10 protein-coding genes and 2 pseudogenes are annotated in these 10,905 nt (G+C 68.3%); 6 read left to right on the forward strand and 6 right to left on the reverse strand.

The window, feature by feature from the left end:
• Both dnaN and dnaA read right to left on the reverse strand, forming a co-directional pair.
• On the reverse strand, nucleotides 1–688 hold a 688-nt coding region (dnaN, locus tag VFH59_RS01600; RefSeq protein WP_325163141.1), incomplete at its 3' end, for a DNA polymerase III subunit beta.
• Between the two features lie 227 nt (nucleotides 689–915).
• Nucleotides 916–2,244 carry a chromosomal replication initiator protein DnaA gene (gene dnaA / locus VFH59_RS01605; protein ID WP_325163142.1) on the reverse strand — a complete coding sequence of 443 codons (1,329 nt, stop codon included), beginning with the start codon at nucleotides 2,242–2,244 and terminating at the stop codon, nucleotides 916–918.
• Between the two features lie 183 nt (nucleotides 2,245–2,427).
• Between dnaA and rpmH the strand changes: the two genes are divergently transcribed.
• From rpmH to VFH59_RS18470, 5 genes and pseudogenes are all read left to right on the forward strand, one after another.
• A complete protein-coding gene (gene rpmH, locus VFH59_RS01610) occupies nucleotides 2,428–2,562 on the forward strand; it encodes a 50S ribosomal protein L34 (protein ID WP_325163143.1) in 135 nt (44 codons plus the stop codon).
• A gap of 14 nt (nucleotides 2,563–2,576) precedes the next feature.
• Nucleotides 2,577–2,957 carry a ribonuclease P protein component gene (gene rnpA, locus VFH59_RS01615; RefSeq protein ID WP_325163144.1) on the forward strand — a complete coding sequence of 127 codons (381 nt, stop codon included), beginning with the start codon at nucleotides 2,577–2,579 and terminating at the stop codon, nucleotides 2,955–2,957.
• A gap of 61 nt (nucleotides 2,958–3,018) precedes the next feature.
• Entirely contained in the window at nucleotides 3,019–4,710 is a 1,692-nt protein-coding gene (gene yidC, locus VFH59_RS01620) for a membrane protein insertase YidC (protein WP_325163145.1), read from the forward strand.
• Between the two features lie 78 nt (nucleotides 4,711–4,788).
• On the forward strand, nucleotides 4,789–6,129 hold the full coding sequence (gene mnmE / locus VFH59_RS01625) for a tRNA uridine-5-carboxymethylaminomethyl(34) synthesis GTPase MnmE (RefSeq protein ID WP_325163146.1): 1,341 nt from the start codon (nucleotides 4,789–4,791) through the stop codon (nucleotides 6,127–6,129).
• Between the two features lie 231 nt (nucleotides 6,130–6,360).
• Nucleotides 6,361–6,572, forward strand: a pseudogene (locus tag VFH59_RS18470) (ferritin-like domain-containing protein); the annotation flags it as partial.
• Nucleotides 6,573–6,844: 272 nt separating this feature from the next.
• Here VFH59_RS18470 and rbsK read toward each other — a convergent pair.
• Complete coding sequence (gene rbsK, locus VFH59_RS01635; RefSeq protein ID WP_325163147.1) at nucleotides 6,845–7,735, reverse strand: ribokinase; 891 nt, start codon at nucleotides 7,733–7,735, stop codon at nucleotides 6,845–6,847.
• A gap of 114 nt (nucleotides 7,736–7,849) precedes the next feature.
• Between rbsK and VFH59_RS01640 the strand changes: the two genes are divergently transcribed.
• Nucleotides 7,850–8,467 carry a cation transporter gene (locus VFH59_RS01640; protein ID WP_325163148.1) on the forward strand — a complete coding sequence of 206 codons (618 nt, stop codon included), beginning with the start codon at nucleotides 7,850–7,852 and terminating at the stop codon, nucleotides 8,465–8,467.
• 84 nt (nucleotides 8,468–8,551) lie between these two features.
• On the opposite strand, the gene VFH59_RS01645 is transcribed toward VFH59_RS01640, so the two are convergent.
• The 3 genes and pseudogenes from VFH59_RS01645 to VFH59_RS01655 all read right to left on the reverse strand — a co-directional run.
• Nucleotides 8,552–9,166 carry a hypothetical protein gene (locus VFH59_RS01645; protein ID WP_325163149.1) on the reverse strand — a complete coding sequence of 205 codons (615 nt, stop codon included), beginning with the start codon at nucleotides 9,164–9,166 and terminating at the stop codon, nucleotides 8,552–8,554.
• A 36-nt stretch (nucleotides 9,167–9,202) separates the two neighbouring features.
• Nucleotides 9,203–10,540, reverse strand: a complete 1,338-nt coding sequence (hslU, locus tag VFH59_RS01650; protein WP_325163150.1) for an ATP-dependent protease ATPase subunit HslU — start codon at nucleotides 10,538–10,540, stop codon at nucleotides 9,203–9,205.
• A 67-nt stretch (nucleotides 10,541–10,607) separates the two neighbouring features.
• Nucleotides 10,608–10,905, reverse strand: a pseudogene (locus VFH59_RS01655) (hypothetical protein); the annotation flags it as partial.

Genomic DNA, 10,905 nt, shown 5'->3' on the forward strand with positions numbered 1-10,905 from the left:
CGTCGCCACGTCGCACGCGCAGGTGGTTGCGCCCGAACTCAAGCTCCACCTGGCCGTCGCCCGTCTCGAACAGCCCCACCAGCTCGTTGACGCCCTTGCGGGGAATGATGATCTGGCGACGTGCGGCGACCTTGCTTTCCAGCTTGGTCTCCTTGAGCGCCAGGCGATGGCCGTCGGTGGCCACGCAGCGCAGGGTGTGCTCCTGCAGGTCGAGCAGCATGCCGTTCAAGTAGTAACGGACATCCTGATTGGCCATGGCAAAGGCGGTGCGCTCCATCAGATCGCGCAGCACTTCTTCGGGCAGGCTGACCCGTTCCACCAGCTCGATCTCGTCGATGGTGGGGAACTCGCTGGCCGGCAGCGTGGCCAGCGTGAAGCGGCTGCGACCGGCGGTCATTGCCACGCGATCGCCGTTGAGCTTGAGGTCGATGCGCACGCCATCGGGCAGCGCACGCACGATGTCGAACAGCTTGCGCGCCGGGATGGTGATCTCGCCGTCGCCCAGCTGCTCGGCGGGCGTGGTGGCCACCATCTCCACTTCCAGGTCGGTCCCGGTCAGCGAGACGCGGTCGTCGCCGACCTTCACCAGCAGGTTCGCCAGAACGGGCAGCGTCTGTCGCCGTTCGACCACGCCCACCACCTGCTGCAGCGGCTTGAGCAAGGCTTCTCGTTGGATGCTGAATTGCATGTGTGGGCTTCCCCTAACTGCTGTTCTGTTTTTTAAAAGAAGTTCAGTAGTGGTTGTTGGCGCAGTGGATATCTCGATTTAGCCAACTTCCCCTTGCCATTCAAGGCGTTGCGTGATGACTGCCCTGTGCCCAAGTGCGCCTGCCGGCTGTGGGCCGATTGTGGATAAAGTCCGGCCGCGAGTCATCCACCTATTATCCACAGCTTCGGCCCGGGCTTTTCAAGCGATCAGCCCGTCAACACGCGGATCAGCTGTTCCCAGTCCTGCCGCATCCGGGCGTCGGTCTCGCACAGCTTCCTGATCGTGCGGCAGGCGTGCAGCACCGTCGTGTGGTCGCGACCGCCGAACGCGTCGCCGATCTCCGGCAGGCTGTGCTCGGTCAGTTCCTTGGAAAGCGCCATGGCGATCTGCCGCGGCCGCGCCAGCGACCGGACGCGCCGTTTGGACAAAAGGTCCTGCAGACGCACGTTGAAGTACTCGGCGGTGATCTTCTGGATGTTCGGCACCGTCACCGCCTGCGCATGGGTCGCCAGCAGATCGCGGAGCGTCTCCTCGGCGAAATCGGTGGTGATCGGCTTGCCGTAGAAGTTGGCGCGCGCCGCGAGCGTGTTGAGCGCCCCTTCCAGGTCGCGCACGTTGGAGCGGATCCGCTTGGCCAGCAGCATCGCCACGTTTTCGCTCACTGCCACGCCCTTCTCCTGGGCCTTGGACAGCAGGATCGCCGCGCGCGTCTCGAAGTCCGGCGGCTCGATCGCCACCGACAGGCCCCAGCCCAGGCGCGACTTCAGGCGCGGTTCGAGCTTGTCCACTTCCTTGGGATAGCGGTCGCAGGTCAGGATGATCTGCTGCTTGGACTCGAACAACGCATTGAAGGTGTGGAAGAACTCCTCCTGCGTGGTGTCCTTGCCGGCGAAGAACTGGATGTCGTCGATCAGCAGCGCATCGACCGAGCGGAAGCGCTGCTTGAACTGGTCCATGTTCTTGGTGCGCAGGGCCTCGATCATGGCGCCGACGAACTGCTCCGAGCGCAAGTACAGCACCTTGCAGCTGGCGTTGCGCTCGCGCATCAGGTTGCCGGCGGCATGCATCAGATGCGTCTTGCCCAGGCCGGTGCCGCCGTACAGCAGCAACGGGTTGTAAGCACGACCGGGATTCATCGCCACCTGCATGGCGGCCGCCTTGCCCAACTGGTTGGACTTGCCCTCGACGAAGGTTTCGAACGTGTAGTGCGGATCCAGGTTGTGAGGGAAGGCCGGTGCCGGGGCGACCGCCTCGGCGGCTGCGGCCTTGGGCGGCGCCTGGCGGGCCGGGCGGGGTGCGCTGGACCCGACTTCCAGGCGCACCGGGCAATCACGGCCGGCCAGCTGGCCCAGCACCACCTCGATCCGTGGCAGGAACCGCTCGCGCACTGTGTCGAGCGTGTACGGGTTGGGCGCGAACAACTGCACGCCGGCGGCGTCCTCGCGCGCCTGCAGCGGCATCAGCCAGGTATGCAGCTCCTCGGCGCTCAGCTCGCTTTCCAGACGCTCAAGGCAGCGCCGCCACAAATCACTCATGGGATAATCTTGACCAACGAAGGGGCGCCCGGAAGCGCAGGGTGGACCGGCAAGTCTAGCAGCCAACCCCCAGCATATCCCCAGTGATGTCCACAGGCCGCATCAGGGCAGGTTTGACAGCGCCTGCACGCGAGCCGCATAATTTCCAACCTTTTTGTCGACTTATCTTCTGGAGCTAAAGCCATGAAGCGGACCTACCAGCCGAGCAAGCTCAAGCGCGCCCGCACCCACGGCTTCCGTGCCCGCATGGCGACCGCCGACGGCCGCAAGGTGCTCAATGCCCGTCGCGCCAAGGGTCGCAAGCGCCTGATCCCGTAAGCGGCGCAGCTGTCATGCCTGCCGCCGGCCTGCCGCGCGAAGCGCGGGTTCGCCGTGCAGGAGACTTCGCCGCCTTGCGTCAAGCCAGCGGCCGCCTCGGCGGCCGCTGTTTTTCTGCGCGCTGGCGTCCCAATGGACTGGACCACGCCCGCCTGGGCCTGGCCGTCTCCAAGCGCGTGTCCAAGCGTGCGGTCGAGCGCAACCGGATCAAGCGCCTGGTGCGCGAATCGTTCCGCCGTGTCCGCCACCAGCTGCCACCGATCGACCTGGTCGTGATGGCACGCGAGGCCACCGCCGCCATGCCCGGCAACGAACTGCTGGCCGAGCTCGACGCGCTCTGGCGCCGGCTGCCGCCGTTGAAGCCCACCGAAGGCACCGGCACAATCGCGTGTTGACCTGCCTTTTCTCCTGTCCCTCCGCGGCTGCGGCTCGCGGTGCCACCGGAATTGCCCCGCGATGAACCAGACGCGTACGTTTCTCCTGTTTGCCCTGCTGGCCGTGGCCTACCTTCTGTGGACGGCCTGGGAGAAGGACTACGCGCCGGCCCCGGCACCGACCGCCGCGGTCGCTGCGAGCAGCGGGACCGCACCGTCGGACAACACCGTACCGGGCGCCGTCGGTGCCGCCACGCCCGCCATCGCCAGCACAGCATCGGCCAGCGCGGCCGCCGGCCAGCTGATCACCATCAGCAACGACGTCCTGCGCCTGACCGTCGACACCCGCGGCGGCAGCGTGGTCCGCGCCGACCTGCTCGCCTACCCGGCCGAGCCGGTCACCCGCAAGCATCCCAACCCGCCGCCGGTGCGCCTGCTGGACGATGCACAAGCGCAGTATTTCGTCGCCCAGAGCGGCCTGGTCAGCGCAGGCGGCCCGGCGCCGGATCACCGCGCGCTGTTCCAGTCCGCCCGGACGCATTACGAACTGGCCGACGGCGTGCCGGAGGTCAGGGCCGACCTGACCTGGCGGCAGGGTGACATCAAGGTCACCAAGACCTACACGCTCAAGCGCGGCCAGTACGTGGTCGCGCTCGACCAGCGCATCGACAACACCGGCAGCACGCCCTGGCAGGGCAACGCCTACGAGCAGCTGCAGCGGGCCCCGCGCCCGGAGCACCATGGCTGGCTGCAGAACATGACCGATCCCTCGGCCGCCAGCTTCTACGGCGCCGCCTGGTACAGCCCGGAGGATCACTTCCAGTCGCTCAAGTTCGACAAGTTCCAGAAGGACCCGCTGCAGCAGTCGTTCGGTGGCGGTTGGGCGGCCATGCTGCAGCACTACTTCTTCGCCGCCTGGATCCCGCCGGCGCAGCAGAAGGCAACCTACAGCACGGATGTGGTCAATGCCGCCGGTGACCACCCGACCTACCTGATCCGCGCCGTCAGCCCCACGCTGACCGTGGCGCCCGGCCAGAGCCAGAGCACCGGCGCGCGCCTGTACATCGGTCCCAAGCTGGTCGGCACGCTGGACTCGGTGGCGCCGGGCCTGGCGCTGGCGACCAACTACGGCGTGTTCACCGTGATCGCCCAGCCGATGCATGCGCTGCTGTCGTGGCTGGAGAAGGTCAGCGGCAACTGGGGCGTGGCGATCATCCTGCTGGTGCTGATCATCAAGGGCCTGACCTGGAAGCTCACCGCCGCGCAGTACCGCTCCAGCGCCAAGATGCGCAAGCTGCAGCCGCGCGTGGCCGCGCTGAAGGAGCGCTACGGCGACGACAAGCAGAAGATGCAGATGGCGATGATGGAGCTGTACAAGAAGGAGAAGGTCAACCCGATGACCGGCTGCCTTCCGGTGCTGATCACCATCCCGATCTTCTACGGCCTGTACGAAGTGCTGCGCGAGAGCGTGGAGCTGCGCCAGGCGCCGTTCGTCGGCTGGATCCACGACCTGTCCGCGCCGGACCCGTTCTTCGTGCTGCCGGCGGTGTACACCCTGGTGATGCTGGGCCAGCAGTACCTGATGCCGGCGACCGGGATGGATCCGACGCAGGCGAAGATGATGAAGTTCATGCCGTTGATCTTCGCGGTGCTGTTCGCCTTCTTCCCTGCCGGCCTGTGCCTCTACTACGTGGTCAACGGCATGGTCAGCCTGGGCCAGCAGTGGTACATCACGCACAAGGTGGAGAACGGCGAGGCCAAGGCCAAGGCCTGAGCTCCGGCCGACTCTTCCCTTCCGTGGTGGCGGCTGAAGCACGGCTTGCGGTCTTCGGTGGTCACCCGAGGCTTTTCCATGACCGACACCGACACCATTGCCGCGATCGCCAGTGCTCCGGGCGCGGCCGGCATCGGCGTGGTGCGCGTATCGGGGGCGCGCGTGCCGGCGATCGCGCAGGCATTGCTCGGGCGTGCACCCGACCCCCGTCACGCGCACCTCGCCGCCTTCCACGACGGTGACGGCACGCTGATCGATCGCGGCCTGTTGCTGCACTTTCCCGCGCCACACTCCTACACCGGCGAGCACGTGCTCGAATTGCAGGGTCACGGCAGTGCGGTGCTGCTGGATCTGCTGCTGAAGCGTGTGTGTGCGCTAGGCGCGCGCCTGGCGCGGCCGGGCGAGTTCACCGAGCGTGCCTTCCTCAACGGCAAGCTGGATCTTGTCCAGGCCGAGGCGGTGGCCGACCTCATCGCCGCCCGCTCCGAAGCCGGGGCGCGTGCCGCGCTGCGCTCGCTCGACGGCGTGTTCTCGCAACGCGTCCACGCCCTGCTCGATGCACTGATCGCGTTGCGCGTGCACGTCGAGGCGGCGATCGATTTCCCGGAAGAGGAAATCGACTTCCTCGCCGACCCCGCCATTGCACGCCAGCTCGGCGCGCTACGCGACCAGCTGGCCGAACTGATGATCGAGACCCGCCGCGGCGTGCGCCTTGCCGATGGTCTCAAGGTCGCCATCGCCGGCCGCCCGAACGCCGGCAAGTCCAGCCTGCTCAATGCGCTTGCGTCTAGCGAGCGCGCCATCGTGACGCCGGTCGCCGGCACCACCCGCGACGTGCTGCGCGAAACGGTCAACCTCGACGGCGTGGTACTTGAACTGGCCGATACTGCCGGTCTGCGCCACACCGAAGACCAGATCGAGCGCGAGGGCGTGCGTCGTGCGCGTGCGGAACTCGCCCGCGCCGACCTGGTGCTGCTGGTGACCGACGCGGCGCATGCCCGGGATGACCTGGACCTGCTCGACGAACTGCCGGCGAGCCTTGCGCGGCTGGTCATCGTCAACAAGATCGACCTCGACGCCCAGCCGGCCCGTGCGGAAACGCATGGCGGCCTGACCCACCTCTGGATCTCGGCGCGCACCGGCGCGGGACTGGATCTGCTGCGCGCCGAACTCAAGAGCCGCGCCGGCGTCGGTGCGGGCGAAGGCGCCTTCAGCGCCCGCCGCCGCCACGTGGCGGCGCTCGAGCGCATGCAAGCCCACCTCGACCACGCTGCCGCGGTACTGGACGCCAGCCACGCCGGTGAACTCGCCGCCGAGGACCTGCGCCAAGCCCAGCACGCGCTGGGCGAAATCACCGGCAGCTACACCAGCGACGACCTGCTCGGCGCCATCTTCGGCAGCTTCTGCATCGGCAAGTAGGCTGCGGCCGCCACGGCGCGATGAACCGTCGCGGGCCGGGGCTGCAGTTCCGCGCCGGCCCTCGCCCCTGCTGCACCGCGCCCTGACGATCGCCTTCCTGGAGTGGGCGGGCGCTGAAGTCAGCGCACCGGATGACACCCGGCGCCGCCCATGACGATCAAAACCATGCAGGATTTTTTCCATCCATGAGCTCTCGGACGTCTACAGCGCCGAAGGCAGTTCGCCAAGGCCTTGCCGTGGCTGTCGCGCGCGGCGCAGAACCAGGACCTGGCCCATGCGTTCGACCGGCACCTAGAGGAGGCGCATGGGCAGATCGAACGCATCGACAGCATCGCCGAGCAGCTGGATCTCCGCCTCAGGGCACCAAGTGCCAAGGCATGGAAGGCCTGATCGGCGAGGCGCGCGAGATCATCGAAACCGCGCCACCGGGTGCCTTGCGCGATGCGGTCCTGATTGCGGGCGCGCAAAAGGCCGAGCACGACGAGATTCGCCTCCTACGGCATCGTTTGCGTGCTGGCCGCGCAGCTCGAGCAGACGCTGCAGGAACAAAAGGCGACCGACCGGAAGCTCACCCGGTTGGCCGAGCAGGGCATCAACCGGCAGGCGTCGCAGCGGGACAGCCCGCGAGGCCGCCTCCGCAGTACGTCACTGAAGCCCGGTTGGCCGGGCGCATGTTGACGCCGCGCGTGCGGCGGCGCGTCGTCCAGACGGTCCGTCACCGGGCGAGAAACGCGTCCAGCTCCCGGGCGCGCGGCATCCCCTGCTGTGCGCCCAGCCGAGTCACTGCCAGGGCGGCGGCGGCGCAGGCCTTGCGCACCGCCTGGGGCAGTCCTTCGTGCAGGAACACTGCCAGCGCGGCGTTGAACGTATCGCCGGCACCGGTACTGTCGACCACATCCACCGCGAAGCTGGCCTGGTGCGCGGGCTCCCCCTGCTCGCGGTACCAGGCGCCCTCGCTGCCGCGGGTCAGGACGACCGGGCCCGGTGCACGGCGCATCAGCGCGCGGAAGTCCTCGTCCGGGCTGGCGCCGAGCAGCACTGCCAGTTCGTGCTGGTTGGGGGTGATGTAGCGCGCGAGGGCAAGCGACGCGGGTGGCAGTGGCCGCGCCGGCGCGGGGTTGAGGATCACCGGCACGCCCAGGCGATGGCCCAGGCGCAGGGTGGCGTCGATCGCCTCCAGCGGGATCTCCATCTGCACCAGCACGACATCCGCACGGGCGACCATGTCGCGCGCGGCTTCGAGGTGCGCTGGCGTCACGCCGGCATTGGCCGCGGGCACCACCACGATCTGGTTCTCGCCGCCGGCCACGGTGATCGAGGCGGTGCCGCTGGCCTGGTCGGCCAGCCGGTGCACGTGGGTCAGGTCCACGCCTTCCTCGCGCAGGCCCGCGTGCAACTGGTCGCCAAAGCTGTCGCGACCCAGCGCGCCGACCAGCGCCACCTCGGCGCCAAGGCGTACGGCCGCCACCGCCTGGTTGGCGCCCTTGCCGCCCGCCACGGTGACGAAGCCATCCCCCAGCAGCGTCTCGCCCGGTGCGGGGAAGCGGGGCGCCTGCGTGACCAGGTCCATGTTGATGCTGCCGACGACGACGATGCGGCGGTTCATGTGCTGCCTTTCCGGAACGAGGCCTCAAGCATAGCGACCGACGCACCCCGAGGCGCAGCATCCGGGCGTTGACGATCGCTCCGGCGCCGACATGCGAGTATGCGTCCGGTGACCATGCCGCATTCCCCCCAGCCACCCTCCTCCGGCGGACAGCGGACCGCCCTGCACCGGGTCGTATGGCTGGTTGCCCTGCTCAATCTCGCCTACTTCGGCGTCGAGTTCACGGTGGCGCTGGCGATCGGCTCGGTGTCGCTGCTCGCCGACAGCATCGACTTCCTCGAGGACGCTTCGGTCAATCTGCTGATCTTCCTCGCGCTGGGCTGGCCGCCTGCGGCGCGGGCCCGCGTCGGCATGGCGCTGGCCGCGATCCTGCTGGTGCCGGCGCTGGCCCTGTTGTGGGCGCTGTGGCACAAGCTGCAGCTGCCGGTGCCGCCGCCGCCGTTGCCGCTGTCGGCCACCGGCCTGGGCGCGCTGGTGGTCAACCTGGCCTGCGCGATGCTGCTGGCGCGCTACCGGCATCACGCCGGCAGCCTGACCCGCGCGGCCTTCCTGTCGGCGCGCAACGACGCGCTGGCCAACGTGGCGATCGTGCTGGCCGGGGGCGCAACCGCGTGGACCGACTCGGTCTGGCCGGACGTGGTGGTGGGGCTGGGGATCGCGGCGATGAACGCGGACGCGGCGCGCGAGGTGTGGGAGGCGGCACGGGAGGAACACGCCGCTTCGAGGGCGTAGGTGCCTGCCGGCTCGTGTTCGGGCTCGCTCGCGAGGGTAACGGTGAGGATGGCAGTCGCGCCGGCGGGCGCGACAGCAAACGGCTCAGTGAGCGTGGCCGATGCCCGAGTCGCCCTGCTCCAGCGGTGGCGGCGTGCCCGCCACGGCGAGCAGCGACTGCGCGTAGCCGTCTTCCATGCTGATCGTGGACACCTCGTCCCAGGCGAAGAACGACGCCTCGCGGAGCCACTCGGCATCCGGGCTGATCTCCTGCAGGGTGAAGCCGTCCTCTTCCACGCCGACCAGCCGGCCGATGTAGCAGACCTCGGCCTCGTCCTCGCTGTCCACATGCACGCCGATCACCGGCGCCACTCGGCCGGCGGCCTGCACCACCTCGCGGATCGAGTCGAGCGGAAACCCGCGCGGCGTGCGCGGCAGCAACTGCTTGAGCTTGAGCGCCTGCTCCATGAACACGTGGTGCTTGTCCGGCGCCTCCAGCTCGGAGACGTCGCGGTGGCGCATCACGTACATGCCGTCGTAGGTGATGCCGTCGCCGACCACCCACAGCAGGAAAAACTCGCGGCCCACCCCGCCCACGTAGCCGCAGAAGCTGCCGTGTTCCAGCTCCGAGCGCCACAGGCGCACCAGTTGCTGGTTCTGCTGTGCCTCGCGCAGCTGTGCACGCTGGCCGGTGGTTTTGAGTTCGATGACCTTGCCCATGACAGGAATTTTACCAGACGGGTCTCTGCGGCTTGTTCAGAGGATGTAACGGCTGAGGTCCTGGTCCTTCACCAGTGAACCCAGGTTCTTGTCCACCTGTTCGGCGTCGATCAGGTATTTTTCGCCGGACTTGTCCGCGGCCTCGAACGAGATCCGCTCCAGCAGGCGCTCCATCACGGTGTGCAGGCGACGGGCCCCGATGTTCTCCGTGCGCTCGTTCACCTGGCAGGCGACCTCGGCCAGCCGGTCGATCCCGGAGTCGGCGAACTCGATCGCCACGCCCTCGGTGGCCAACAACGCAACGTACTGCTTGGTGAGCGCGTTGTGCGGCTCACGCAGGATCCGCTTGAAGTCCTCGATCGACAGCGCCGACAGCTCGACCCGGATCGGCAGCCGGCCCTGCAGTTCGGGAATCAGGTCCGAGGGCTTGGACAGCGAGAACGCGCCCGAGGCGATGAACAGCATGTGGTCGGTCTTGATCGGGCCGTACTTGGTCGAGACGGTCGAGCCTTCCACCAGCGGCAGCAGGTCGCGCTGCACGCCCTCGCGCGAGACGCCGGCGCCGCCCCATTCGGAGCGCTGGGCGACCTTGTCGATCTCGTCGATGAAGACGATGCCGTTCTGTTCGGCGGCCTCGACCGCCAGCGCGCGGATTTCCTCGTCGTTGACCAGCTTGCCGGCCTCCTCCTCGACCAGCAGCGGACGGGCGGCCTTGATCGGCAGCTTGCGCGATTGCGTGCGGGCGCCGCCCAGGTTCTGGAACATCTGGCGCAGCTGCTGCCCCATCTCCTCCATGCCGGGCGGCGACATGATCTCCACCCCGACGTTCATGGCGAAGTCCAGTTCGATCTCGCGATCGTCCAGCGCACCCTCGCGCAGCTGCTTGCGCAGCTTCTGCCGGGTATCGCTGTCGGCCGGGGCGACGGTGAGATCGTGCGACCAGTCGCTGGCGGTCTGCCGGCGCGGCAGCAACGCATCCAGGATGCGGTCCTCGGCGCGGTCCTCGGCCTGCGAGCGCACGCGCTTGGTCGCCTGCTCGCGGGTGAGCTTGTAGGCCACGTCGGCCAGGTCGCGGATGATCGATTCCACGTCCTTGCCGACATAGCCGACCTCGGTGAACTTGGTCGCCTCCACCTTCACGAACGGTGCGTTGGCCAGGGTGGCCAGGCGGCGCGCGATCTCGGTCTTGCCCACGCCGGTGGGCCCGATCATCAGGATGTTCTTGGGCGTGACCTCGTTGCGCATCTCCGGGTCCAGCTGCATGCGGCGCCAGCGGTTGCGCAAGGCGATCGCCACGGCGCGCTTGGCGTCGTGCTGGCCGACGATGAAGCGGTCCAGTTCGTTGACGATTTCGCGGGGGGTGAGTTCGCTCATGGGGTGGCCGGATGGGGAACGGGGAACAGGGGACGGGGAAGGTCGGCGGCAGGGCAGGCGGAAGGCTTCACGGCCCCCGCTCCGCGCCCTCCGCTCCCGCCTCGAGCTCCTCGATCGTGGTGCTGTGGTTGGTGTAGATGCAGATGTCGCCGGCGATCTTCAGCGCCTTCTCGACGATCTGGCGCGCGTCCATGTCGGTGTTCTCCAGCAGCGACAATGCCGCCGCCTGGGCGTAGGGGCCACCGGAGCCGATCGCGATCAGGCCGTTCTCCGGCTCCAGCACGTCACCGTTGCCCGAGATCAGCAGCGAGGCGTCCCTGTCGGCCACCGCGAGCATCGCCTCGAGCTTGCCGAAGCGCCGGTCG

It is taken from the genome of Frateuria sp., assembly GCF_035695185.1.
In the GTDB taxonomy this organism is placed as follows: Bacteria; Pseudomonadota; Gammaproteobacteria; order Xanthomonadales; family Rhodanobacteraceae; genus Frateuria_A.

What these genes read in the sequence shown, in the direction of transcription:
- hslU (WP_325163150.1), bottom strand. Translation starts at nt 10,540, where the DNA reads ATGAGCGAACTCACCCCCCGCGAAATCGTCAACGAACTGGACCGCTTC.
- VFH59_RS01645 (WP_325163149.1), bottom strand. Translation starts at nt 9,166, where the DNA reads ATGGGCAAGGTCATCGAACTCAAAACCACCGGCCAGCGTGCACAGCTG.
- rnpA (WP_325163144.1), top strand. Translation starts at nt 2,577, where the DNA reads ATGCCTGCCGCCGGCCTGCCGCGCGAAGCGCGGGTTCGCCGTGCAGGA.
- dnaA (WP_325163142.1), bottom strand. Translation starts at nt 2,244, where the DNA reads ATGAGTGATTTGTGGCGGCGCTGCCTTGAGCGTCTGGAAAGCGAGCTG.
- yidC (WP_325163145.1), top strand. Translation starts at nt 3,019, where the DNA reads ATGAACCAGACGCGTACGTTTCTCCTGTTTGCCCTGCTGGCCGTGGCC.
- rpmH (WP_325163143.1), top strand. Translation starts at nt 2,428, where the DNA reads ATGAAGCGGACCTACCAGCCGAGCAAGCTCAAGCGCGCCCGCACCCAC.
- rbsK (WP_325163147.1), bottom strand. Translation starts at nt 7,735, where the DNA reads ATGAACCGCCGCATCGTCGTCGTCGGCAGCATCAACATGGACCTGGTC.
- mnmE (WP_325163146.1), top strand. Translation starts at nt 4,789, where the DNA reads ATGACCGACACCGACACCATTGCCGCGATCGCCAGTGCTCCGGGCGCG.
- VFH59_RS01640 (WP_325163148.1), top strand. Translation starts at nt 7,850, where the DNA reads ATGCCGCATTCCCCCCAGCCACCCTCCTCCGGCGGACAGCGGACCGCC.